General features: G+C 46.7%; 22 protein-coding genes, 1 tRNA gene and 1 pseudogene. 9 read left to right on the top strand and 15 right to left on the bottom strand.

The features are described from left to right. Window positions 1–363: 363 nt before the first annotated feature. Window positions 364–1,344 (top strand): aldo/keto reductase, encoded by a 981-nt coding sequence (locus tag QUA03_RS18660; protein ID WP_333213829.1) that lies wholly within the window; start codon window positions 364–366, stop codon window positions 1,342–1,344. Between the two features lie 128 nt (window positions 1,345–1,472). Here QUA03_RS18660 and QUA03_RS18655 read toward each other — a convergent pair whose 3' ends face one another. From QUA03_RS18655 to QUA03_RS18640, 4 genes are all read right to left on the bottom strand, one after another. Then, window positions 1,473–2,687 carry a M20 family metallopeptidase gene (locus QUA03_RS18655; protein ID WP_333213827.1) on the bottom strand — a complete coding sequence of 405 codons (1,215 nt, stop codon included), beginning with the start codon at window positions 2,685–2,687 and terminating at the stop codon, window positions 1,473–1,475. Window positions 2,688–2,944: 257 nt separating this feature from the next. Beyond that, complete coding sequence (gene bioD, locus QUA03_RS18650) at window positions 2,945–3,652, bottom strand: dethiobiotin synthase (RefSeq protein ID WP_333213825.1); 708 nt, start codon at window positions 3,650–3,652, stop codon at window positions 2,945–2,947. Between the two features lie 60 nt (window positions 3,653–3,712). Next, window positions 3,713–5,413: a serine/threonine-protein kinase gene (locus QUA03_RS18645; protein WP_333213823.1), complete on the bottom strand. Its 1,701-nt coding sequence runs from the start codon at window positions 5,411–5,413 to the stop codon at window positions 3,713–3,715. Between the two features lie 479 nt (window positions 5,414–5,892). Beyond that, the gene (locus tag QUA03_RS18640; protein ID WP_006635515.1) at window positions 5,893–6,351 is read right to left on the bottom strand and encodes a GatB/YqeY domain-containing protein; all 459 of its coding nucleotides are present in this window, start codon (window positions 6,349–6,351) and stop codon (window positions 5,893–5,895) included. A gap of 607 nt (window positions 6,352–6,958) precedes the next feature. Between QUA03_RS18640 and QUA03_RS18635 the strand changes: the two genes are divergently transcribed. The 4 genes and pseudogenes from QUA03_RS18635 to QUA03_RS18620 all read left to right on the top strand — a co-directional run. Continuing rightward, window positions 6,959–7,951, top strand: coding sequence for a ribose-phosphate pyrophosphokinase (locus QUA03_RS18635; RefSeq protein WP_333213821.1), 993 nt, complete (start codon window positions 6,959–6,961; stop codon window positions 7,949–7,951). Window positions 7,952–8,383: 432 nt separating this feature from the next. Continuing rightward, window positions 8,384–9,103 (top strand): DUF3747 domain-containing protein, encoded by a 720-nt coding sequence (locus QUA03_RS18630; protein WP_333213819.1) that lies wholly within the window; start codon window positions 8,384–8,386, stop codon window positions 9,101–9,103. 28 nt (window positions 9,104–9,131) lie between these two features. Next, on the top strand, window positions 9,132–9,281 hold the full coding sequence (locus tag QUA03_RS18625; RefSeq protein WP_333213831.1) for an S-layer homology domain-containing protein: 150 nt from the start codon (window positions 9,132–9,134) through the stop codon (window positions 9,279–9,281). After that, a pseudogene (locus QUA03_RS18620) lies at window positions 9,282–9,395 on the top strand (hypothetical protein); the annotation flags it as partial. Window positions 9,396–9,406: 11 nt separating this feature from the next. Here QUA03_RS18620 and QUA03_RS18615 read toward each other — a convergent pair. The 4 genes from QUA03_RS18615 to QUA03_RS18600 form a co-directional block, all read right to left on the bottom strand. After that, window positions 9,407–9,559 (bottom strand): hypothetical protein, encoded by a 153-nt coding sequence (locus tag QUA03_RS18615; RefSeq protein WP_333213817.1) that lies wholly within the window; start codon window positions 9,557–9,559, stop codon window positions 9,407–9,409. Between the two features lie 260 nt (window positions 9,560–9,819). Next, on the bottom strand, window positions 9,820–10,701 hold the full coding sequence (locus tag QUA03_RS18610; protein ID WP_333213815.1) for a hypothetical protein: 882 nt from the start codon (window positions 10,699–10,701) through the stop codon (window positions 9,820–9,822). Then, the gene (locus QUA03_RS18605; RefSeq protein ID WP_333213813.1) at window positions 10,679–14,983 is read right to left on the bottom strand and encodes an AAA domain-containing protein; all 4,305 of its coding nucleotides are present in this window, start codon (window positions 14,981–14,983) and stop codon (window positions 10,679–10,681) included. The genes QUA03_RS18610 and QUA03_RS18605 overlap by 23 nt, the downstream gene beginning before the upstream one ends. 175 nt (window positions 14,984–15,158) lie before the next feature. Beyond that, a tRNA-His gene (locus tag QUA03_RS18600) sits at window positions 15,159–15,231 on the bottom strand. Between the two features lie 788 nt (window positions 15,232–16,019). Between QUA03_RS18600 and QUA03_RS18595 the strand changes: the two genes are divergently transcribed. The 4 genes from QUA03_RS18595 (at window position 16,020) to cobA (ending at window position 20,239) form a co-directional block, all read left to right on the top strand. Beyond that, the gene (locus tag QUA03_RS18595) at window positions 16,020–17,546 is read left to right on the top strand and encodes a serine/threonine-protein kinase (RefSeq protein WP_333213811.1); all 1,527 of its coding nucleotides are present in this window, start codon (window positions 16,020–16,022) and stop codon (window positions 17,544–17,546) included. Between the two features lie 196 nt (window positions 17,547–17,742). Further along, complete coding sequence (locus QUA03_RS18590; protein WP_333213809.1) at window positions 17,743–18,426, top strand: manganese catalase family protein; 684 nt, start codon at window positions 17,743–17,745, stop codon at window positions 18,424–18,426. 272 nt (window positions 18,427–18,698) lie between these two features. Next, entirely contained in the window at window positions 18,699–19,433 is a 735-nt protein-coding gene (locus QUA03_RS18585; RefSeq protein WP_333213807.1) for a sirohydrochlorin chelatase, read from the top strand. Continuing rightward, complete coding sequence (gene cobA / locus QUA03_RS18580) at window positions 19,430–20,239, top strand: uroporphyrinogen-III C-methyltransferase (protein ID WP_333213805.1); 810 nt, start codon at window positions 19,430–19,432, stop codon at window positions 20,237–20,239. Before QUA03_RS18585 ends, cobA begins: the two co-directional genes overlap by 4 nt. Before the next feature lie 147 nt (window positions 20,240–20,386). Here cobA and QUA03_RS18575 read toward each other — a convergent pair whose 3' ends face one another. From QUA03_RS18575 to QUA03_RS18545, 7 genes are all read right to left on the bottom strand, one after another. After that, complete coding sequence (locus tag QUA03_RS18575; RefSeq protein WP_333213803.1) at window positions 20,387–22,639, bottom strand: transglycosylase domain-containing protein; 2,253 nt, start codon at window positions 22,637–22,639, stop codon at window positions 20,387–20,389. Window positions 22,640–23,115: 476 nt separating this feature from the next. Further along, the gene (locus QUA03_RS18570; protein ID WP_006635506.1) at window positions 23,116–23,238 is read right to left on the bottom strand and encodes a photosystem II reaction center protein J; all 123 of its coding nucleotides are present in this window, start codon (window positions 23,236–23,238) and stop codon (window positions 23,116–23,118) included. A 69-nt stretch (window positions 23,239–23,307) separates the two neighbouring features. After that, entirely contained in the window at window positions 23,308–23,430 is a 123-nt protein-coding gene (locus tag QUA03_RS18565; RefSeq protein ID WP_015176850.1) for a photosystem II reaction center protein L, read from the bottom strand. Window positions 23,431–23,439: 9 nt separating this feature from the next. After that, window positions 23,440–23,577: a cytochrome b559 subunit beta gene (psbF, locus tag QUA03_RS18560; RefSeq protein WP_006635504.1), complete on the bottom strand. Its 138-nt coding sequence runs from the start codon at window positions 23,575–23,577 to the stop codon at window positions 23,440–23,442. A gap of 20 nt (window positions 23,578–23,597) precedes the next feature. Continuing rightward, window positions 23,598–23,849 (bottom strand): cytochrome b559 subunit alpha, encoded by a 252-nt coding sequence (gene psbE / locus QUA03_RS18555; RefSeq protein WP_333139432.1) that lies wholly within the window; start codon window positions 23,847–23,849, stop codon window positions 23,598–23,600. A 56-nt stretch (window positions 23,850–23,905) separates the two neighbouring features. After that, window positions 23,906–24,919 carry a photosynthesis system II assembly factor Ycf48 gene (locus QUA03_RS18550; protein WP_333042721.1) on the bottom strand — a complete coding sequence of 338 codons (1,014 nt, stop codon included), beginning with the start codon at window positions 24,917–24,919 and terminating at the stop codon, window positions 23,906–23,908. Further along, the gene (locus QUA03_RS18545; RefSeq protein WP_015176848.1) at window positions 24,906–25,241 is read right to left on the bottom strand and encodes a rubredoxin; all 336 of its coding nucleotides are present in this window, start codon (window positions 25,239–25,241) and stop codon (window positions 24,906–24,908) included. Before QUA03_RS18545 ends, QUA03_RS18550 begins: the two co-directional genes overlap by 14 nt. Between the last annotated feature and the right edge of the window lie 138 nt (window positions 25,242–25,379).

Below are 25,379 nucleotides of genomic sequence, written 5' to 3'. Positions count from 1 at the left end.
CTGACCAGTTTTTTTTCAACAATTCTCTAAAAGCCTCTTGACAAAAGACTTACAGTCTTAACTTGTCACCAATGGTCCGACAGGGGTTTAAACCCCTGTCTCATAGCTGAAGTCGTCTTTAGACGACTGTAGCAATTCTATCAAAGCTGTTTTTGTATAGAGTTAGCGCTGAATATATGTGTAACTCTAATTTTCAAAATTGAAATTACTATTTGAGTCGGTTTTAACCGACTTATGCTATTAGACAGGGACTTGAGTCCCTGGCGGCCTGTGGCAGAATGAAACAGCTCTACTGGGGGCTAGGCGATACCGAGTTATGTTCCTATAAAATATCCATATTACCAACAACTACCATCAATAAAAATGCCAACTAACCAAAAACTTTTACTGCCAAAAATGGGCTGCGGCACTTGGGCATGGGGCAACAGATTCCTCTGGGGCTACAATGAAAGTATGGACGAGGAATTGCAAGCCGTTTTCAATCTTTGTGTTAGTAACGGCGTCACTTTATTCGATACCGGCGACTCTTACGGAACAGGGAAATTAAACGGACGCAGCGAGCAGCTTTTGGGGGAATTTTCTCAACAATATCAAGGTGCAAACAAAGACAGTATTTGTATTGCGACAAAACTGGCTGCTTATCCTTGGAGACTGACGCGACAATCAATGATATCGGCTGGCAAAGCCTCTGCGGCGCGCCTCGGAAAAAATGTAGATTTGGTGCAAATGCACTGGTCTACAGCCAATTACGCTCCTTGGCAAGAGGGTGCTCTTTTAGATGGTTTGGCTGACCTTTATGAGCAAGGATTGGTCAAGGGAGTGGGCTTGTCTAATTACGGGCCGAAACGGCTGAAATGGGTGCATCGGAAATTTAGCGATCTCCAAATTCCTATTGTTACTTTACAAGTGCAATATTCGCTACTTTCCACCTATCCGGTGACAGAACTCGGATTGAAAGATGTTTGCGATGAATTGGGAATAAAATTGATTGCTTACAGTCCTCTAGCCTTGGGGTTGCTGACGGGTAAATATTCCGAAAACGGCTCTCTTCCTAAAGGTATCCGAGGTTTGGCGTGCAAGCAGCTACTTCCGGGAATGCGATCGCTTTTGGAGTGTTTGCGAGAAATAGCGACATTCAGAAACAAGACTGTTTCCCAGATAGCAATTAACTGGTGCATCTGCAAAGAAACTATTCCGATTCCGGGGGCGAAATCTGCGGCACAGGCGAGGGATAATATTGGTGCTTTGGGCTGGGAGTTAAACTCCGGGGAGATTGCCGAATTGGATAAGGCGGCGGCGAGTGTAGATAAGAAAATGGTGCAGAATATCTTCCAAACTCGGTAATATCTGAGATGTTGTACCATTCTCATGAACAGGCAAGATGCCTGTTCCACAAGATATGAATTTGCTTGTTCTAGAAAAACTAAATTTTCTTGTAGGGTGGGCTGCTAGCCCGCCCCTAAAAGCCTGATTTACATGACACAAAACTTTTCCACACACCGCACAAACATTTCTACACCCATCCCCAGCGCAGTTTCATCAAAATCAAAGCGTGGGTGATGGTGCGGGTAAGCCAAGTTTTTTTCTGGATTTGCTGAACCTAAAAAGAAATAGCAACCGGGAACTTCTTGCAAAAAGAATGACATATCCTCGCCGCCCATTGTTTGACATTCCGGCACGATTCCTGCAGGAGTTTCGACAACTGATTCTGCAACGCCGCGAACCAATTCAGCTATTCTCGAATCATTAATAACTGGCGGATAAAGCGCACAATAATCTAATTGGTAATTTGCCCCGTGACTTTGACAAATTCCGGCAATTACTTGCTCGATTCGGTTTGCAAAATAACCTTGATATACTGGATTGAAATAGCGCACCGTGCCACCGATTTGAGCGGTGTCGGCAATGACGTTGTGGGTGTGGCCTGCGTGGAATTTGCCGACAGTTACTACCGCTGAGTCGATCGGGTCAATGTTCCGCGCGACAATTGCCTGCAAAGCGCTGACAATTTGGGCTGTAACTACGATCGAGTCCACAGTCTGATGTGGCATTGCGCCGTGCCCGCCTTTGCCAAAAATCGTGCAGTCAAAAACTTCGACAGCCGCCATCAGCGCGCCGCTGCGAACGCCTACAGTGCCCAAAGGTAGATTGTTCCACAAATGCAAGCCGACGATCGCATCAACATCAGGATTCTTCAAAACTCCCGCTTCAATCATCGGTTTTGCGCCTCCTGGGCCTTCTTCGGCGGGCTGAAATATAAATTTTACTTTACCCGAAAAGCTGTGTTTGTGCTTGGCTAGATAACAAACAGTACCAAGGGCGATCGCAGTGTGGCCATCGTGACCGCAAGCGTGCATAATTCCATCATGCTGCGATCGATAATCCACCTCATTTTCTTCTTGAATAGGCAAAGCATCCATATCCGCCCGAATTGCCAAAACCTGCCCCGGTTTGCCGCTGTCTATAGTGGCGACAATACCAGTTTTAGCAATATTAGTTTCATGATCTATTCCCCATTCCTGCAACTTTTGTGAGATAAACTGCGCCGTTAAATTTTCATCAAAACTCAACTCCGGTTTTTGATGCAAAAGGCGACGCCATTCGACTAGCTGAGGCTGCAAATTTCTAATTTCCAGCCGCAATTGAGATAAATCGACAGAGGTTAAATTTGGTACAGTAGAAACCATGTTTTATTCTCCTTTTTTTTTGATGAGGTTTTAGATTTAATCACTTAATAAATGGTAATCACTAATTATAGCAAACCCGAATAATTTGTGAAACTCTCTCTTCTCTTTCTCTGCGCTCTCTGCGCTCTCTGCGGTTAAAAGAAAATCTTCTTCATTCTTATCTGAGTTGTGCAGGAGATTTTTTTTAAATGAACCGCAGAGGACGCAGAGTACGCAGAGGAAGAGAGGAATGAGAAAGAGAGGTGTTGAGAATAGGGTTATTTAGAAGTCTGAGCAACTAAATTAACCCCTGGCAGTAACCGTTCTAAATCTAAATCTGAAGCAATTTTAGCTAATTTAGCAAGGTCAGTTGGGTCATCTAAATGCGGCAAAATACCCAACACAGGTATTTGAGTCAGCGACTGGATCAAATCAACGGGCGCTAAATCGGCAATTTCTTGTTCAGAATAAGCTTTAACGCAATTAAGCACAATTCCTCTCAGCTTAAAACCAGTGTGTCTGGCGAGAGCAACATTCGCCACAGCTTGCCCGATCGCCCCCAACTTCACAGGTACTACCAAAACCCCCCTCAGCCGCCAATCCCTGGCAATATCGGCTACAGTCAGTTCCCACGTTACAGGCGAGCCCAGCCCTCCCAAAGCTTCCACCAACACAAAATCCTTGCGCTCCGAGAGGCTTTGCCAAGCCGTCCAGACCTTTTCGAGTTCAATACGTCTCCCCTCCCGTTCCGCAGCAATCGGTGGTGCTAAAGGCGCATCAAAGTGCAGCGGATTGAGTTCTTCGGGGGATTGGTCGAGGGGAAACAAACGGGTGTAGAGTTCGCGATCGCCCGTTCCCGTTTGCATGAGTTTCATAATTCCCAAACTGCGATCGGGAAAATACATTTGCCAATAAGCAGCCAGAGCGCTGGTCAAAACAGTTTTGCCCGCGTCGGTATCAGTTCCAGCAATTAGCAGCGAGTTCATTGGCAAATAGCTAACAATTAATTGGCATCAACCTCAGTCTAGGGGAATTTTGCCAGAAGTTTAGAGTTCGGGCGATGGTGCGGGTGTTGGTGCTGGTTCCGGTGACGGCGCGGGTTCCGGTTCCGGTTGCGGCGACGGTGCGGGTGTTGGAGCAGGTTCCGGTGTTGGTGCGGGAGTTGGAGCAGGTTCCGGCGACGGTGCGGGTGTTGGGGCAGGTTCCGGCGACGGTGCGGGTGTTGGTGCGGGTGTTGGTGCGGGTGTTGGGGACGGCGCGGGAGTTGGTTTGGGTGCGGGTGTTGGTGCGGGCGCCGGTTTGGGCGCCGGTTTGGGCGCTGGAGCCGGCGCTGGCGTCGGTTTTGGTGTCGGAGTTGGCGCTGGGCTTGGTTCTGGGCTGGGTTCCGGCAAAGGTTCTGGGCTGGGTTCCGGCAAAGGTTCTGGGTTCGGTTCCGGCAAAGGTTCTGGGCTGGGTTCCGGCAAAGGTTCTAGGGTTGGTTCCGGCAAAGGTTCTGGGCTTGGTTCCGGCAAAGGTTGCGGGGTTGGGGTTGGTAAAGGTTGTGGGGTTGGGGTTGGCAAAGGTAGCGGGTTTGGTATCGGAGTTAGTGTCGGCGTTGGACTTGTCAGTGCTGGCCCTGTCGGAGTGGGTTTGGGGCGCGAATTGTTGAGAAATGAGCCGACTAAAGCCCATGAACCGAAGCCCGTCAAGATTACTAAGCCCGCCAGCAGTCCGATCGCAGCAATGGGATTGTCCCAAAAAGTGTCGGCAGCAGGCTCAATTAACGGGTCTGGTTGGTTTTTTTGGGGGTGGGAACTCTGGGCGGCGGGCTCGGGCGGTCTGCCCACGGCCACCGTTGCTATTAGCGAAGGATTTGGCGGCACCACTGCTGGCTGCGCGGGCGGTACAGTTGGCTGGCTAGGTTTAGGATTAGTTTGGGCGTCGAGTGCTTGGGCGACTTCGCTGACAGATTGATATCGATCGCCCGGAGACCGACTCAACATCCGATTGAGAACCAAAGCCAAACCTGTGCTCACCTGCGCTTGTTGCTGCCAATTCCACTGCAGCGTTGTTTGATCGAGCAATTCCTGCGGTTCTTTGCCTGTCAGCAGGACGATCGCCGTTACAGCTAAAGCGTAGAGGTCGCTGCTGGCTGTTGCCCGCCCGCTTTGCAACTGTTCCATCGGCGCGTAGCCGATTTTACCGACTGTTGTCGCGTGGGCTGTTCCTTCGGGAGACTGGACTTTGGTGGCGAGTTCCTTCACCACTCCAAAGTCAATCAGCACCGGCAACTGGTCGTTTTCCCGCCGGATGATATTTTCTGGGGAGATGTCGCGGTGGATGATGCCGCGGGCGTGGATGTGAGCCAGTACCGGCAGCATTTGCCGGATGAATACCAAGACTTCGGCTTCGGTGAAGCTGCGACCATTTGAAGTTCGATCGAGCATTAGTTCGCGGTAAGTCATCCCTTCCACGTAATCCTGCACTAAAAACAAACGCTGGTTCTCTTCAAATATTGCCCGAAACTGGGGAATTTGTGGGTGCCCAATTTGGTAAAGTATTGCCGCCTCTCTTTGAAACAATTCCTTCGATTTTTCCAAAACGTAAGGCCCGCTTTGCACCGGAATCAATTCCTTCAGGGCGCAGCGTTCTTGAAACCGTCCCAAATCTTCTACTAAATAAGTCCGGCCAAATCCTCCTTGACCTAAAATATTCACCAAGCGGTAGCGGTTTTGTAGGAGAGTTCCAATAGCAATAGGTGGCTGCATAAGTTTAAGCTGAAACTGTTAAAAAATAGACGATCGCTCACAGACTTAGTAATGCTAGGTCTTTAATGCTCTTGAGCATACTTCACTCTCTGTAGTCCCCAGTCCCGACCAAAGTTAGTATTTTACATTTTTTTGACATTCTTGGACGCCAGGATGGTCAGAAACCGGGTTTTTTCACGAAAACACAGAGGTTGCCACCTGCATATCCGATCAAAAACCCGGTTTCTGCGTCAATATCTCAAAGAAGAAATGCACGATTTTTCGTAGAAACCGGGTTCTTTGGTCTTAGCCCTAATAAATTGTCGCCCCCCGGCCTAACCCATACATCTCTATAAAGCTTGAGATGATTTATGCGAGATGTCTACTGTCAACTGCCAACTGTCAACTGCCAACTGTCAACTGTCAACTGCCAACTGTCAACTGACTACTGGCAACTGACTACTGGCAACTGTCAACTGCCAACTGTCAACTGTCAACTGTCAACTGTTAAGCTTTGCTTTCACCATGTCTTGAATTCTGTTACCGTCTGCTTTGCCCTTAAGCTGCTGCATTGCCTTGCCCATCACCTTGCCCATATCTTTTGCAGAAGTAGCGCCAACCGAGGCAATCACTTCGTCAACGACTTGACTCACCTCTTCGTCTGACATCTGGGGTGGCAAATACTCTTCAACAATTGCTAACTCCGCCTCCTCTTGTGCCACTAAATCTTCGCGGCCACCTTTGCGGTATTGTTCGATCGAATCCCGGCGCTGTTTGGCTATTTGCATCAAAATTTCCATTTCTTGAGCTTCTGTCAGCGTCTCTTGGCCAGAGGGACGAAGGCTGACTTCTTTTTCGAGAATAAATTTCTTGATGCCGCGAACTGTTTCCAAGCGAACTTTGTCCTTGGACTTCATGGCTGCTTTGATTTCTTCGTCAATGCGTTCTCTTAAGCTCATCGATTTCTACCTTGCTTTGCCCGATATCAAAAATCTGGAGTATGCTCCGATTCTTAACTTTTTTTACAGTATTTTTCCAGTTTATTGCCTGTTGGTGGCTTTTTTATCGCATTGAACCCGGATGCCTTCGGCTTTCGACTGAATTTTGGGTGGCTAGACTTCCAGCCTCAGCCCCAAATTGACTCACGCCAGAATTTTTAGACGCAGGGGTACAAGTGCGATCGTACTTCTGCCAGTACAGAGTTCGCTACAACCCACATTCCACACCCTGGCGTGTCATACAGCATAATTACGCAGAAAACTCTATCTTTACAGTAATAAATTATGCCTTTAAAAAGTTTTATATCCGTTAATGTACGGTATTCAAGTATAATTCATAGTTTTATTGCTGGATAAAAATAAGTAAAAACCGATTCTGACCGTTAAGGATACCGAATGTGGGGTAGAAACCGGATTTGTTGGACATATTTCTGCAAGTCCTATTCAATTCGCCTAACTTCACACTTGTGGCCGCCCCGAAAGTTAAATCTATTAAAAAATTGGCTGAATATTTCTAGTTTCAGATGGTAAGATAGCGATGGAATAAACGTCCTGCAAGAGGCCTGCTGTGATCCGTTCTGCTACTTTACCGCTTCCGCTTCCCGAGCCGCCGGTTTCCGCTCATGACCGTCTGCGGCTGTTCTCCGGTTCTGCTAATATTCCCCTCGCCCAAGAGGTGGCTCGCTATCTGGGGATTGATTTGGGGCCGATGGTTCGCAAGCGGTTTGCTGATGGGGAACTCTACGTTCAAATTCAAGAATCGATTCGGGGTTGCGATGTTTACTTGATTCAGCCAACTTGCTGTCCGGTAAACGATCGCCTCATGGAATTGTTAATTATGATCGATGCTTGTCGCCGCGCTTCGGCCAGACAAATTACTGCCGTCATCCCCTATTACGGATATGCTAGGGCTGACCGCAAAACGGCCGGAAGAGAGTCGATTACTGCAAAATTAGTGGCTAATTTGATTACGGAAGCTGGGGCCGGTCGCATTTTGGCGATGGATTTGCACTCGGCTCAGATTCAAGGTTATTTTGACATTCCTTTCGATCACGTTTACGGTTCGCCGGTGCTTTTAGATTATCTGGCGAGCAAGCAATTGACGGATATTGTTGTGGTTTCGCCGGATGTTGGCGGAGTCGCTAGGGCGAGAGCTTTTGCCAAAAAGCTTGGTGATGCTCCCCTGGCAATTATTGACAAGCGCCGCCAAGCTCACAACGTGGCAGAAGTGATGAATCTTATCGGTGATGTCAGGGGCAAAACTGCTGTGTTGGTGGACGACATGATCGATACTGCCGGCACGATTTCTGAAGGTGCGAGATTGTTGCGCCGCGAGGGTGCGAGGCAGGTTTATGCTTGTGCTACTCATGCGGTGTTTTCGCCTCCGGCGATCGAGCGTTTGTCTAGCGGGGTTTTGGAAGAGGTAATTGTTACGAATACAATTCCTGTGCCTGAAGAGAACCGTTTTCAGCAGTTGACGGTGCTTTCGGTAGCCAATTTGCTCGGAGAAACTATTTGGCGGATTCACGAAGATAGTTCTGTTAGCAGTATGTTCCGCTAGAGGGCAAAGACAGTTTTTGAATGTTTGTTTTAGGGTGCGTTAACAAGAGTGTAACGCACCATTTTTTTGTGAAGAGTGCGATCATTTCCCGCAAGTAATCAGCCCAGTCTCATCTAACTTTTACTCTCAAGTCCCATCAAATTCTTGTGGATTGGGCGTCGCGCCCGCCCGGAAAATACAATTTAGAGGTCGAACAGCTTATCAAGTTCCTCGGTAAAATAACGCTTATAACTTTGTAGGGAGGACTCAAGTCCTCATAAAATTCGCTCGGAGTTGAGTTTTCACTACGAACCAATGTGACGATCGGCGATCGATCGCACTTGGTATCACCGGAACAAGAGATGGTAAAATTCTATCTTGTTGTCTGAAGAGGGCGACTTTTTTATATTCTAGATAAGTCTCATCACCATAAGGAGCCAATAGGGAAAAATCATGAAACATTCACTTGTACGAACAGTGGCCGCACTGGCAGGTTCAGCAATTTTAACACTTGGGGCGATCGGTTCGGCTAAAGCATTTACTTTTGACGAAACCGACATTAACCAAGACCGAGTAATTGTCATCGCCCAACCCCGCCCTTTCGGCGGCTACCAATTGCTAGTTCTAGAACAAGTCTCTGACACGCGAAAATGCTGGAGCGAAAGTGGCTCTAATCCCGTGAAAGTCGATCCCTTATTAGTTAGTTTTGATTTCACGGGTATTTGTGGCCGCGCAACAGACAGCAACGGCTTTTCAATTCGCATGGCAGGCACAGATTTAGCATTAAAATACACCCTAACTTTGGAAACTGTTGATGGCAATGTTTTACTAATTGGAACTCCGGTAGATTACCAAGGTAAATCGGTGGTTATCGGTCGCACAAACGGCGATGTTAACGACTTCATGAAAATCAGTCTCGATCCTGCTTGGCGCTTGAGTAAAAGAGCTTACCAAGGCCGCACATTAGGCCACTTTTATTTCACTACCAATCAATCCGCACCGGGAGAAATTGGCAATACCGGAGGCAATACCGAAGCAATACCGCAGCCAATACCAATACCAATACCAACACCGCAGCCAACACCGCAGCCAATACCGCAGCTATCACCGCAGCCAATACCGCAGGAAATACCAATACCGCAGCCAATACCGCAGGAAATACCAATACCGTAGGCAATACTGCCTTTTCTACAATTCGGAGATAGCTACCGATGATATCTACGCTTCCGAAATTAAAGAAGCTGTGGACCTGGGGTTTGTAGCCGGGTTTTCTCAAGATAATACCTTTCGACCACAACTTGCTGTTACCAGAGAGCAATTGGTATCTTTAGTTTGGGAATCCTTGAAATGAATACAAGGTGCTAATATCACATTTCCTAGCTATGTTTCTATCCCTCCCTATAGCGACGTTCCTATTTCCCACTGGAGTGCCGGAAAACTTCTATTTGCACGGGACAACAAGATAGTTAGCAGCTATCAAGATGGAACTTTTAAACCTACGCAGCCCGTCACTCGCGCTGAATTGATGGGGGTGCGCCGTCGAGAGGCGGAATTCGGTTTTTCGGCGGGAATGCAGCCAAATTTAGTTGCTAAAGAGCCGTCTAAAACTTTTTTAGAATAACGGCTCATTAATGTCTGAAGGTATTGACGATATTGATCTAGTCTGTCCCTTATACAATCACCTCATTTGTGGGTTAATAGTTATATGTTGTACTCTTGTCAAGAACGGGCAAGATGCCCGTTCCACAAAATTTGATTTTATTGTGGAACGGGCATCTTGCCCGTTCCTAAAAAAGTAATTGAGCCTGGTGCAAGATATCAGTTAATCAGGACTGTAGTCTTTACGACAAACCACTTCGTAATCAGGACTTTAGCTCTCATCATATCGTTTACTTGGGTTTCTTCTTAGATGGCTTTTTAGGAGTTTTCTGGACGGGGATTGTCTCTGATTCTTGCTGTGCGGTGTCTGGGGTTACTTTACACAAGTCGTTTAAGGAAAGTTTTTGCTGCGATTCGAGTTCGTTTAGCAAGTTTGAAGCTGTTTCTAATATTTGCTTTCCCTGTCGGACTTGAATAGTAGTTTTATTTTCGATCGCATCTATCAACACAAAAATCGAGACTGTTTGCCAAATATCTAAATCGTCGCCGACGACATCGCAAGCAGAGACAATTTTGCCGTTTTCTGGGACGTGAATTCCTAAGCCGGAAGCTTGAATTAACGGCTGGATTTCTGCTATACTTAAATCCGCAAGGTCTGTAATTTTATGTTCTAGGGATATTAAATCTGCTAAATCTGGCAAGTTGACCGATTCTGTCGCTAAAGGATCAAATTTAAAGGTAAGAGTTTGATTCAGCGGATCGGAAATGGCATAAATTGATTGAATTTGCGATCGACTAACCGCACCTTTAGCAAAAAAATCTCTACCTTGCGGGGCGATCGCAATTTGCCCATTTTCAGCCACCTCCAAGCTTTCCAAACTAACCAGAGTCGCCGCCGTAGTCTTCACAAAAATCTCATCCAAACCCAGCAAATCCGCCAATTCCTTCAAAGTTGGCGCAGGTTCAAACTCAACGCCCGCCCGCAAAATGAACTCTTCCAACACGTTAAACTCGCGCGGTTCGCTAATCGCCACCTCCAGCGGAGTTTGGCGGATTGCAAAGCGGAATTGACGCGCCGCCAACACCGACAAACCCGGATTTTGTTGCTCAATCTGTTCGGCTAGCGAACTTAAATTCGAGTCAATTGGTTTAGTTGAGGACGCTAGAGACATCTACGAAACCTCCGCAGTGACGCACCGTTTTTGAAACTTCCTGATACATTTTCCCCACTGTACCTGTTTGTTGGGTAAATAAATCGTGGCAGCCGACAACTACTAGCAATTCTTGAGCCCGGGAAAATGCCACATTCACCCGTTCTGGTTCCTTAGCAAATCCAATATCGCCCCTAACATTATTACACACAGTGCTGACAATAATTACAGGTCTTTCCATGCCTTGAAATATGTCAACCGTACCAGTGCGGATACTCAAAGCAGGGAATCTATCGCCTTCGATTCTGTCTTTAATTGCATTTAATTGAGCAGCATAAAAAGTGATGATTCCGATTTCTTTTGGCGGTTCACCCTCGGCAACTTTGGGCCGCCAAGCTGTGTCCATTTGTTCGCACAAACGCTCGATCGCATCAATCTCCTTGACGTTCAACCGCGAAGTACCCTGTTTTTCCTCTTCAAACCCTTGTCCCATGGGCATTTTCACCCACAGAATGTGATTATTTTCTTGAATGATTCTACCTGCGAGGTTGTGGGCGCGCTTGGTGTCAGCTTCCTGAATGCCACAGTTGAGTTTTTGCTGGTAAAACTGATTGATTGCGCCCATGATTTGCGGGTGCATTCGGTATTGAGTTGTCAGCATTTTTTTGATGCTGTCGCTGGCAGTTTCAAACAATACTTTAAACAAAGATTCTTTGATAAAGCTAAGTTCGTCTCCGGTACAGCCGATGTCTTCGGCAATATCGTCGATCGTACTTTGATTAAACATCGGCGGCAATTGTCGGTGATCGCCCACTAATACTAACTTTCTGCCTTTCAAAGCGGGAATTAATAACTCTGGGGGAGTGCATTTGCTAACTTCGTCAATGATGACTGCATCAAAGCTGGGAAAGTTTTTAGTAAAATCGAAACTGGCAGCTTGCACGCAAGTAATGCCGATTACGTTGGCATTGTCAATATAAATTTGCTTTAAATCGTTGCGGTCTTTTTCTGATGGATTGCGGAGTTTTTGAATCCAATCAGTTACAAAGTTTTGAGAACGATTTAGGGCGGTTTCTTCTTGCTCTAATTTCCGCTGCCAGGTTTTGAATAAACGGTTAATTTTGTTCAGAAAAGCTACACTAAATAATCCTGTATTCGGAACTTCGGGCTGGTATTGACTGGGGATAGTTTGCCATACTGACTCCCACCAATTTCTCTCAAGAAGTAATGCTGGTGTTGGTTGCTGCTGTTGGAGTTGAGCGTTAATTTCGCTTAACTCTGCTTGAAGTTGAGCGAGTTGCTGCTGCGAAGTTGCAGCCGCAATTTGTAGCGGGGAGAAATGCTCGTCAAGGGTGTTTTTGATGGTTTCCAAAACCCCAAAAGGATCTAACTCAGCAATGGATTTTTCAAGCTGAAGCGCGCTTGCTTTCCAAGCCTCAACTTGCTTGACAAACTGCTGCGGCTGCTCCCAAATATTCGATTTTTGGGCGAGATATTGTTCGGATAAAATCCGCAATTTTTCAGGTACATGGGGCTGCTGGACAATTGCTTGCAACAAATTAGTAACTTCGCTAATTTTTAAGTTAGCCTCTTGCTGCGCTGTTTCTACCTGAAGTTTAGCGGCGGCTATTTCCTGCTGGCTCAAGGTTTGACCGATTTTATCTAATAACTGTTGCTGTTTGATAAGCTGCTGTTCGGTTTCGGTTTTCAGGGGAACCACGCACTGACGGGCATTGGCGAGGATACTGTGCAGCAATTCTTTGACTAGGCGATCGAAGGTAGCCTGGATATGATTTGGCTGCAATGATTCACTGTAAAATTGTTGAATGCTAGCTAAGAAAGTGCGAGCTTTTTCGATGATAAATTTGCGCTGACTTTGGCTGACTTGGGAGTAGCTGGCGAAGTCTTTGGCGAGTTGTTGCCACTGTGTACGATCGCCCGCAGAGAGCACGATCGGCGTTTGACTCAAATTTAGGTGCAAAAACTCGCTAAACCGGAACTGTTGCCCTTGTATATCCTTAAAACCTGCGCTTTCTTCGTGGGCTACCGCCTTTTGCAACCGATCCAAATCGGGCAAATTGATTTTGCATTTGGGCGGCACGATCGGCAATTTGAGCGATCGGGCAATTTTCAACAATCCTGCGGGCAATTCTACCATATCATCCGTGAGCATTGCGCCCGTTTCCCAGCAATTTTTTACGACTTCATAAAGTCCCGTATCTGCTGTCTCAATCCACTGTGCAACGGCGACAACAACTGCTGCAATTTCCGCTTTTCGCAGTTCCAAATTCTTGATTTTCTGTTCGAGATTGTGGCGGTGTGTCTGATTTTGCCGATCGCCCAATTCGAGTTGATTCACAGCCTCCGACATCTGCCGCGACACCCGCAACGACTCTGCAACCGCCGACATAGCGTGACAAACATCATCAGCGCGATCGAATGCCGTCTTAAATTCCGATATTTGCGCTGCTACAGTTTCCTGCAGCCAAACCGCAATCCCAAACGCGCCGCAAGCAGGGCGATCGAAACCTATTTGAATAGCATTGCTAGTGGCAATCCGAACATTTGCCATAAAGTTTTCTATTAAAACATTGCCTTCTGAATAGGGTTTTAACCTCGGCATAAACTCGGCAACTTCTGGAGATTCCCAGTTAACTTGCGGCGCATCCAGTAGATTCTCTAGCCCCGAAACCACACATTCAATCTCGCTTTTTTTGGTTAAATTCCGTTCATAATCGGCTGCTTGTTGGTTGCACTTTTCCTCAATATTTGCTTTGCTGTCGTGCAGGTGTTTTAGTTCATTAAAAAAATCTCTTTCGGCGGCACAGTAGGCGGTAAATCGCTCTGATTCTGCCACCAACTGCCGCAAAGATTTGACATTGGTCAGGCGCTGCGAGAGCTTTTCTTCGCAGTCAGTAGCCGTATTTTGTAGCCAAGTGCCGATCGCATTTTCCTCCAAAAACGGCTGCCCTTCTTCCTGCACCTTATGAGCTTTTCCCTTCCGCAAAGCCCGAATCGCCGGATTGTGAACTAACCGACTCAAAGCATTGTCTACAGCCAAATTTGCTTGCGAAGCAATTAGCGTTTTGCCACCCTGACGGGCAATTTGATAGCAAATCTCCGCAATCACAGTCGTTTTGCCCGTTCCCGGCGGCCCTTGAATCAAAATTAAATCCCGCGCCGAAAGCACCGTTTCTACGGCAGCAAGTTGATCCTCATTAGCATTGCGATTTAATAAGTTTTCCCGATCCAATTTAATCATTTTTTCGGGCATTCTCGCCTGAGAAGAGTCGAATAAAAACTCACTCAAATAGGGATTTTGAGCGCGACCATCTGTCAGCATTTTTAAAGCTTTTTTCTTGCGTTCGATCTGACTGATATCGCCCGCAGCCTCAAAATACAAGAATCCTTGTTTGGGCATTTGATATCTGCCGCCCGCCATGCGATCACCTAAATCAACATCTAACTTAATGCGTAATTTACCATGTTCAAAGTCAATTTCAGCGATGCTACCCAATGTCTCTCCATCTCGGCTGCTTCTGCTTCCGGGCGGCGAATCAAACAGAATAATTTCTTCATTTCGCGCCTTTTTTAGCCTTTCGCGAAAGTCGCCCAATTCTAAGGGATTTTCCTCGTAGCCATCAAGAGTTGCGGAATTACGCTCAATTTCAAAAGTGACGATTTTGAAGCCAGAACCGTAATTGTGTCCTCGGAAAGGTACGCAAAATTGACGCGCTTCGGCAATGCGTTTTTCCACATTTAAAAAAGTGTGCCAAACTTTTAGTTGTTCGGTAGTTGGTATGTGCCTGTCGTCCCAAAATGGCATTTGTTGGACGCGGGCGATCGACTTTGCAGGAATTGGCGATCTACTGTTAGCCAAAAGTCGCAACTGAACCGGCAAAGAATACCCATCTTTCCTCCCTCTGGGAACCGCCACTAAACCCGCATCCAGCAGTTTTAAACCGCCGATTCCGTCTTCACAGCGTACAGTTGTTAACAACCGCAAAGTGCGATCTGCTTTTTGCAACAATTCGGGTAATTCAAAATCATCTCCATCCGTAGCAAGCAGCAATTCCCAGATTTCTTCTTCCGAAAATCTCTCATTTATCTTTTGGCGACGCACGTAGAAAAGATTGTGGGATTTGCCAGCTATCTCCGACATCAGAATTTCCGCACGCTCTTTGCATTCCCAATCGCAATATTTCGCTAAAGCCGCTTCTCCTTCTATATCCCGAATAAACTTATTAATTGTGCGCTCGCCACTAAATTTATATCCCCAATCTTCTGTTACTAAAGATGGCATATTTTGATTTTAGATTTTAGATTTTAGATTGGATTTAAGATTAGCACATCGGAACTTGTGCCGACAGAACCGCGACATCCCAAAAAAAATTAAGGTGTGCACTGCACACCCTAAGAGCATCGCAAATTACCGTACAGGCAACGGGCGATCGTATTAAACAGTTGAGAATCAAAAGGGCGAACGATGGGACTTGAACCCACGAATGGTGGTACCACAAACCACTGCCTTAACCACTTGGCTACGCTCGCCGTATCAGTTTTAACTATAGCACCAGATCTCAGCACAAGTCTAGGGGTAAGGCAAAAATATTTTGAAATATTTTTGAGCGTCCCTGAACCGGACAGATCGATTGTGCATTAAATTCCAGGCACAGTAAGAGTTTAGCACAATTTTCGGTCTGTGCGATGATCGCACAGGGCGATCGGCAATTATCTCGCCCCCAGCACTCAATCGATTTTAGATTTTAGATTTTAGATTTTAGATTTTAGATTTTAGATTTTAGAATTGACCCCACGGATAAATTCGGGGGCTCCTTTATCGGATACAGGTTTTTTATGTCTCCACGGATGAACCCGGGGGCTTGTATCCTGGATGCTTTCGGTCATGGGGCGTGGGTTCGGCAGCTCTGGCCGCGTCCCGATTCGATCCAGCGCATTAAAATAGCCTTATCAGCCCAGGCGCATCTACAGTCCAGTTTGATAAAACTCACCTCTGACACCATTTTTAAGAACAGGCAAGATGCCTGTTCCACAAAGAATGAATTTCTTTTAGGGTGGGATCTTCTAGCCCACCCCTAAAAGCCTGATTGAGAATGGTGCAATATCTCAGATGAAATGCTTGTGGGGTGTCCCGCCCGCCCGAACAATACAACGCCAGAAGCGGGACAGCTTATCCCACACCGCATGAGTTATCAACCATCCCTTTTCTCTCTCTTCTCTTTTCCCTATTCCTTCGCGTCGCTTCGCGTCTTCGCGGTTCGTTTAAAAAAAACTCTTCTCCGCAATCCAAAATCTAAAATCTAAAATCTAAAATCGATATGAGCTACTGTATCAACCCAGAATGTCAAAATCCTCAAAACTCCCACACCGCCAAATTTTGCTTAAACTGCGGCTTTAACCTCTTGCTGAGACAGCGATATCGCCCGATTGAACTTTTAGGTAGAGGCGGATTTGGTAAAACTTTCCTAGCAATTGATGAAGACATCCCATCTCTACCCCGCTGTGCAGTCAAGCAATTTTATTTTTACGACCGCGACCCCGAAATTTTCAACAAAGCAGTTGAATTATTTCGGCAAGAAGGCGTCCGTTTAGACGAACTCGGACAACACCCGCAAATCCCCACATTATTAGCCTGCTTTGAACAAGAAGGTCATATTTATTTAGTTCAAGAGTTTATAGAGGGGCAGACTCTTAAACAAGAATTAGACAAGAGTGTCTACGATGAAAATCAAATTTGGCAAGTGCTGCAAGACTTATTGCCCGTGCTGCAATTTATCCACGACAAGCGCGTCATTCACCGCGACATCAAACCCGAAAATATTATCCGCAGACAGTCGGACAACAAACTCGTATTGATCGATTTCGGCATTGCTAAACTGCTGACTGATTCAGCGATACTCCGTTCAGCAACGCTCATCGGCAGTCAAGATTATGTAGCTCCCGAACAAATGCGCGGCAAAGTATTTCCTGCTAGCGACCTTTACAGTTTAGGGGTTACTTGCGTTCGCCTGATGACGCAAGTTCCTCCCTTGGATATGTACGACTGCAACAACGAGCGCTGGTGGTGGCGCGAGTTTCTCCCCAAAGCCACGAGTATTAGCGACGAGTTAGGTGAAATTTTAGATAAATTGCTACAAACTCGTCTCACTCAGCGGTACAGTTTTGCTACGGAAGTTTTGGATGATATCAAAGCAGCTTTAGATATTCGCCATCAACATTTGCTTTCGCCCAAAAAGCCGATCGCTCCTGCTCTTAATCATAGCGACAACTCTTCTGATCTCAACGCGCTACCAACTCCTGATTCTCCGATTTTACCCACAAATGCCGTAGCCAATTCCGCAGAAAATTTTCCCTTCTCTGTTATTTCAAATCTAGATCATACCCTGATTTCTGCCCGGGGAATTAATTATACCAAACTGCGAGATTTTTTGTCAAACAAAAATTGGAAAGAAGCCGATCGCGAAACTTGGGGCTTGATGTGTCAATCTCTTTCCCAGCAACCGGGAACTCAGCTAGAAATTAGCCAAATTTACCAGATCCCCTGCGAAGATTTGCAAACAGTCGATCGCCTTTGGTTGCACTACAGTCAAGGTCGGTTTGGCTTCAGCGTCCAAAAACAAATTTACGAAAGCGTTAAGGGAGACTATATCAGATTTTGCGATCGGGTCAACTGGCAAACCTACAATTCTGCTACTACTTTAGGGCAGATTAAATTTAGTCAGCAAGCACCAATCGGACACCTCCCCTCTCGCACTTGGGTTGGTGGCGTTCAGTGGTTGCGGCATCTCGATGCCCTGTCAGCAAAATTAACCGAGTGCGACAATAATGCAGCTTGTAAATTGTAATTTGGTCTACCGACTCACTAAGTAAAATTTCATATTTAAACTCTACCTGAAAGCAGAGAAATTTGTCGAGCTAGATGTATCCATCGACCGAGGCTCGGTGCGATCGATTGTCGCACAATGGATGCTGAAGGCGAACACAGATAAAGTCTGCAATCCTTCAGACTTTAACAACCGAACTAAAAAGAGGTACCGATCCATGTTTTTTCATAAAAAAGAATTAATGGCTGCAGTCACAGTAGACGAAGCCAACCCCCGTTTTGCCCAATTGCTGCTAGAACAGTTTGGCGGAGCAACCGGAGAGCTCACAGCAGCTTTGCAATACTGGGTGCAGTCATTCCACTGTGAAAATCCAGGGATTAAGGATATGCTTCAAGATATTGCTATCGAAGAATTCAGCCACTTAGAAATGGTGGGCCAACTCATAGAAATGCACACCAAAAACGTTGACCAAACAGAAGCTTACAAAAGCACTTTGTTTGCCGTGCGTGGCATAGGCCCACACTTGTTGGACAGCCAAGGTCAAGCTTGGACAGCAGCTTATATCAACGAAGGCGGGGATGTGGTGCGCGATTTGCGCGCTGATATCGGCGCGGAAGCAGGAGCCCGCCAAACTTACGAAGAGTTGATTAAACTAGCACCGGATATGGGAACGAAAAAGACGTTGCAGTTTCTGCTGACTCGCGAAATTTCTCACACTCAAATGTTCATGAAAGCTCTGGAATCGCTGGGTAAACTCACCGATCCGATGTTCGGCAACATTCCGCCAGATAACACCGTAGATCTCTACTTTAACTTGTCCACAAATGGCCAGGATGAACGCGGCCCTTGGAACTCGGAACCTACTTTCAAATACATCGCCGATCCCGCTCCCAAAGGTTAATTTGTGAGTTGTTTATGGTGTGTGGCTTAGAAGATTTAAGCCCTCTAGTAAGTAATTTTTAAGCCGCGCACCTTCTTTTGTAAGGTGGGCGGCTTAGAAAATTTAAGCCCTGTGTTGATTAATTTCCCAGCCGGGTACTTTGCTTTAGTTGTTAAAGGTGCGTGACTCGCAAGCTTCAGGTTGAGGGTTGAGTATTTTTCAAGTCACGCGCCCCACGGTGTTATAATTATTTTAAATCCGGCTCGAACATTAACATCAAATCTATATTGAAATTGCGATCGACCTATTTATTAGTTTCTCACGGCAGCCGTGACCCCAGACCCCAACTAGCTTTGGAAAACCTAGGTCAACTGCTGTCTCAAAAATTGGCTGACTCGTTCCCCGCAGTAGCAACCGCCACCTTAGAACTCGGGCCCGCACCGCTGCACGAACAAATTTGCAGTTTTGGCGAACGTACTTTGTCGCTGGGACTGACAGAATTGCAAATACTGCCTGTATTTTTATTGCCGGGAGTTCACGTCGCTGAAGACATACCTGCAGAGGTGGCAATTGCCCAACAAACTTTTGGTGACAAGCTAAAAATTGCATTGCGCCCGCATTTAGGTTCCCAGGAAGCAGGCTTAACAAAATTGGTGAAAAGTCAGATGGAAGAGGTTGCTTTTCTCCCCAATCTGCTATTGCCAAAATGGATTTTATTATCTCATGGCAGCCGTCGGCCCGGAGGTAACTCGACAGTTGAGGAAATCGCCAGCAAACTCGGTGCGCTGACAGCTTATTGGTCGGTAAAGCCGAGTTTGTCAGAGCAAATTGACAGTTTGGTTCGTGGTGGACAGCAGCAAATAGGGATTGTGCCATACTTCTTATTTAATGGAGGAATTACAGATGCGATCGCCAAAAATGTCGCACAGCTAAAGCAGCAATTTCCTGCGGCGGAACTTCATCTCGCGAATCCTCTAGGCGCAAGTGTACAATTAGCAGACTTAATTGGGAATTTAATTCAAAAATGAACCCCAGAGGCACAGAAGAGGTAAAGGAAGCAAGAAAGATGTCTTTAGGAAAAGTGTATTTAGTAGGTGCGGGGCCCGGAGATCCGGGTTTGATGACCTTGAAGGGAAAAGCTTTGTTAGAGTGTGCGGATGTGGTGATTTATGACGCTTTAGTCAGCCCTCAAATTTTGGCAGCAATCAACCCCCAAGCAGAACGAATTGATGCCGGAAAACGCAAAGGGCGTCACTCGTTAATGCAGGACGAAACCACTCAGTTAATGATAGAAAAAGCTGGAGATAATGCGATCGTAGTTCGTCTTAAAGGCGGCGATCCGTTTATCTTCGGCCGCGGTGGCGAAGAAATGGAAGAGTTGGTAAAAGCTGGAGTGTCAGTAGAAGTAGTCCCCGGCGTAACTTCTGGGATTGCTGCCCCTGCTTATGCGGGAATTCCTTTAACACATCGATCGTACAGTTCCTCTGTCACCTTTGTCACCGGCCACGAATCAGCGGGCAAATATCGACCGGAGGTAAATTGGCAGGCGATCGCCCGCGGCTCCGAAACCATTGTAGTATACATGGGAATCCACAATTTGCCTTATATTATCGGTCAGTTAACAGCAGCCGAATTGAGTGCAGAAACGCCCATAGCGTTAGTGCGCTGGGGAACGCGGCCGGAACAAGAAGAATTGATCGGGACTTTGGGTACAATTGTAGAGCAAGTTGAGGCTGCCGGATTTGCAGCACCTGCGATCGCGGTCATCGGAAATGTTGTCAATTTGCACTCAATATTGTCTGGCTGTCGGCCAGTTTCTCAGACTCTAGAATAAGCGCAGAAATTGCCCCTAAATCCTCGTAGGGTGCGCCGGGCCGCGCACCTTACTGCTAAATCTTTTTTGGCGATTAGTTATGCTCGCCAACAACTAACAACCAACCACTAACTAATGACTAATGACTAATGACTAATGACTAATGACTCAACGCGCCACCTGCCGCATATATTCCCCCCACAACTGAGCGGCATTTGAACTACCTCCCCCAGTCGGAGAATTATCATCATTTCCCAACCAAACTCCAGTCACCAGTTGCTGACTCGGAATATAACCGACAAACCACAAATCTCTATTATCATTAGTCGTACCTGTTTTTCCAGCTTCTCCCAACCCCAAAGCAGCACTGCTACCCGTACCTCCCCGCACAACACCTTGCAGCATATCAGTCATCGTATCCGCTACGGCTTCCGAAACTAACTGCCGATTGGCAATGCCATCTTTTTGATACTCATAAATCACCCGGCAACTCTTAAAATCATTTCGATCTTTGCAATCGCTGCTGTCAATAATTCGCTTAATTACGTGGGGGCGATTGCCCAAACCCCGATTTGCCAAAACCCCGAAAGCACCCGTTAATTGCAACACATTAACTTCACTTTCACCTAATACTAAACCAGGGTTAGAACGCAGTTCCGAAGTAATTCCCAAACGTCTTGCCATTCCCACTACATTGTCTAAACCGACATCTTGTGCAATTCTCAAAGCAACTGCATTTTCCGACTGTGCTAAACCCCGATACATATCCGCACTGCCGCTGGTTCTTTCGCAGCCGCTGTAACTTTGTCCGCCCCAGGAAAGGGGAGCGCAAGAATAAGTTTTATCGGGTGAGATTCCCCGTTCCAGGGCCGCTGCATAGGTGAAAATCTTAAATGTAGAACCAGGCTGTCTCAAAGCTTGAGTAGCCCGATTAAACTGACTTTTCAAGTAATCTACGCCCCCAACTAAAGCTAAGACTTCCCCGGTTGTACTATTGAGAGTTACCACGGCTCCTTGAGAAAAACCTGCACTGGCTCCGGCATTTTCAACAGCATTTCTGAGGGAAGCTTCAGCCACTTTTTGCAGGCCGGGATTCAAACCTGTTTCTACAATAAAATTGCCTTCTCTGGCTAACTGCTCCCCCAGCAAAAACTCCAATTCGTCAAATACATAACTGTAGAAATAAGGAGCGATCGTACTTTGCAGATATTGGCGGGCTTTAGGATTGATCTCAATTCGCGATCGCCTTGCGCGATCGGCTTCTTCCTGAGAAACCGTCCCCAGTGCCCGCATCCGTTCGATCACTCGATCGCGATACTGCACCGCCAACTGATAATTTTGAATCGGATTAAAACTGTTGGGAGCAGGCAAAATCCCTGCCAAAGTTGCCGCCTCTGACAAAGTTAAATCCCTCGCCGACTTCCCAAAATAAAACCGAGCCGCATCCTCAAAACCGTAAAGGTCAATTCCCAAAAACACCCGATTTAAATAAGTCAGCAACAGCTCATCTTTGCTGTAATAATTCTCCAGTTTCAACGCAACTACAGCTTCCCGTAACTTACGTCCTGCCGAATCTTGAGTTCCCACATAATCTCGAAACAAACTTCTCGCTAACTGCTGCGTCACAGTGCTTCCGCCTTCGCGAATTCCTCCCCCGCGAACGTTGGTCAAAAGCGCGCGCAAAACTCCGATCGGATCTACTCCCAAATGCCAATTGTAGCGACTGTCTTCCGAAGCAAGTACCGCCTTGGATAAATAAGGCGAAAAATCCTGTAATTGCTTTAATTCTAAGTGAGCGTTATTCTGAGGAGGACGCAGGGGAGTTTGCCCATCGCGGGCGTAAACAATCACGGGGCCATTGATACTTCTTGGCAGAGGCCGCACTTGAAACTTTGTCGATTCCATGCCTACCAACACGGCAATCACAGCGGTGATTCCACTGACGCTGTAAAAGCTGTAACGCACAAGTTGCAAATACCAAGGCGGCGGATATACAAACTGAATTCTGACAGCGGCGGCTAGTTCCGGCGGCCCTAAAGTGAACACGTCTCCGTGACGCAGGGACATACTTTTAACTCGCCTTTTGCCATTGTAAATGCCGTTTGTGGAGTCTTCATCTTTGATGACAAAAGGAGTCCGCCGCCGAGTATCGCGCGACAGGGATAAGTGGACGTGACTGACAACGGGATTGCGAACTACTATATCTGAAGATTTGGACGATCGACCTAACAAATATCGATCGCCCAACAGCGGATAAACCTCAGCTTTAGCTGCACCAGCATCCTGTACCCACAATTCGGGTACTTTGGCATTAGGTTTCAGCGCTAGCTGGTTAAAATTAACCTTAGCAATAGTCTGGACTGCTTGGGTAATCGCACCCAAGACGGTTTGAGGTTTGCGGGGCGGCGGCGGTGGGGTCATATTTCGCTGTGCACTACGATCGAGCGATCGGCTCTTGCACCATTCTACTCGCAACTTTTGGCTAATTTCACGATCGGCTCACACTCTCTTAGCGATCGTCGGCTAGTGGCGCTCGATTTTGGGGTTATTGGTGAACCCGCAATGCCAGCAGTTGATTGAGCAAATCTCCACCCAACCACCAAAAATCTTCATCTGACAACGCCGGATTAAATTCTCATATCAACTCCGCTAGCATCGGAATTGTAAAATGGAATCAACAGTTAAGACTCAACTATCATTCAGTTTTTCGACCCCGAGTTAACAGTCAACAGTCAACAGTCAACAATAATTCCGGTGCCACCGGAACTTATATCATAAACTGGCCAAAAAATTCACACTATCGATAACAGTTATCCCCGATTTACCAACACAATTCGCATAATTAAAACCCCCCTTGAAAAAGGGGGGTTAAAAGCCGAAAATCAGCTTGATTCTCCTTACATCGAAGAACCCAAACCGGCATAAGCACCGTAGAAGAAAAGACTCACAATGCTGAGAACACCGAGGCCTGCAACAGTAGCTACCAGCCACAAAGGAATTCTGCCACTTTCACTAAACATAGCCATCACCTCACTAATTTACAGCTAAACAAATTCGATGGAACTATCGAAAGCAAACTCAGACACCAGTTAATTAAAGAAATAACTGGAAAACAAAATACCCAAAACAAAAATCAGCAACAAACCCAAATACAAAGAAGTCCGGTTTAACTCAACAGGCTGCTCGTTGGGATTAGGAACGCGCTCAGGCATTGTAAACTCCTATCGTTGAATAAATTGCATTGCTGCGATCGCGCCCAAAAAGAAAATTGTTGGGACACCTAAAGTATGAACTGCCAACCAGCGCACCGTAAAAATCGGATACGAAATTGGCTCATTATTTGGGGTTCTGCTCGTCATTTTTCCAAATCCTTGTTAAATTACTTGGCGTTAATGAACTGATCTACTTGTTTCTTAGCTTCAAAGCGATCCGAAATAATCGGCACTTCTTCCCGCTGCTGTGTGAAATACTGGTTAGGGCGAGGAGTTCCGAAAGCATCGTAAGCCAAACCCGTTTGCACAAACAGCCATCCAGCAATAAACAAAGCCGGAATGGTGATGCTGTGAATTACCCAATAACGGATACTTGTAATAATGTCCCCAAACGGACGTTCTCCAGTTGTACCAGCCATTTAGAATCCTCCTTTCAACAACAAATTGACAGACAATCTCTATTACTATTCTACTATCAAGCAGCTTGCGCGGAACCTTGATATTTAAGTAAAGTACCGCTCGCGCCGATCACAAATCCGCGATCGGGGCCCATAAAGACAATCCTGTAAAAATTAGCCGGAACATCTTCAACTTCGCGGTCTTTTAGCCAAGTTTTCCCGCCGTCCAAACTGCACAGCAAATTGCCGCCGCCGCCGGCTACCCAAACTTCATTATCAGTCCGGTAAGCCATGTCCAGCAAACCCCAACTCGCCTTGCGATCGGGAAAAAACGGTTTTCCCCAACCTTCAGGATTGGACGGGTCACTAAACTGAATTTGACCGCCGCGGGCGAGCATCCACAAACGCCCATCCTTGGTAAAGCCCATATTTTGCAGGCGGCGAGAACTATTGCGGTTGTGAGGTTCCCAAGCTTCTTGTCCGGGTTTCCATACCGAGTAGAAATTGCCCTTCGAGGAAACCGCAACATACTGCCCGTCTTCAGAACGGTTGATATTGCGAACTACCCCAAAAGAATCCTGCACGACAGCTTTCCAATTTTTGCCGCCGTCAGAAGTCCGGTAAATCGCCCCGACATCGGTCGTCATCTCGGCGGAATTCGGGCCCAAAGCCGCGATCGTACTCGGAGAACCGGGCAACTGAGAGCTCAAAGCAATCCGCGTCCAAGACTTGCCCTCATCGTTTGTGTGGAGCAAAACAGAAGGCTGGCCGACAATCCAGCCTTCGGAACCGGAAAAACTCACCGACGCAAAACGCGACCTCGGATCGTCGATATCCAGTGCTATAGGCTTCCAGCTAGTGCCACCGTCAAGGGTTTCGAGCAGAGTCGCCTCAGAACCCACAACCCAGCCGTGCTGAGGATTGCCCGTAAAGGCAATATCCTGCAAATTAGCTTCCGTCGGCAAGGAAATCACTTGCCAGGGGTTGTAACTCACAGAACCGATCGTGCTGCAACTCGTACAGATGAGCGCAGCGGCCAATAACATTACAATTCGTTGCCAAAATCTCACAATCGTTTTACTGCAAACCATACATACTAAGTAACAACAAGAAACCAACGACCAAGCCGCCAAAAATCAGCAAACTTTTCTGACCTTCGGTCATGCCGTTGACACCGACACCGTAGCGCTGATTTGCCTTAAATCCCGATACCCCTTCCATTTGACCGAGATTTTGAAACATCGATTTGCGAGCCCCGCAAACGGGACAGACCCAAGTTTGGGGCAAATCTTCAAAAGCCGTGCCCGGGGCAATGTCAATTTTAGGATTCCCCTTTTTCGGCTCATAGACGTAGCCGCAGGCGCGGCACTCGTGCCGATCGAGGGTTTTGGTTTCAGTAGCTCGATCGCTCATAGCTCCAAAAGAGTAGGTAAGCTAATCTTAAAATATACATTAAAAATTATTGCAGAAGATGGACGATTAATCTCAACCAACTCGTAATTTTAGCTACCCAAAATCTATATAATGTAACAGACAAGTTACAGAACCCTT

This window comes from Microcoleus sp. S36b_A4 (assembly GCF_036700645.1).
In the GTDB taxonomy this organism is placed as follows: domain Bacteria; phylum Cyanobacteriota; class Cyanobacteriia; order Cyanobacteriales; family Microcoleaceae; genus Microcoleus.
The sequence above is the reverse complement of the archived record's forward strand: the minus strand, read 5'-3'. Positions and strand labels throughout refer to the sequence as shown.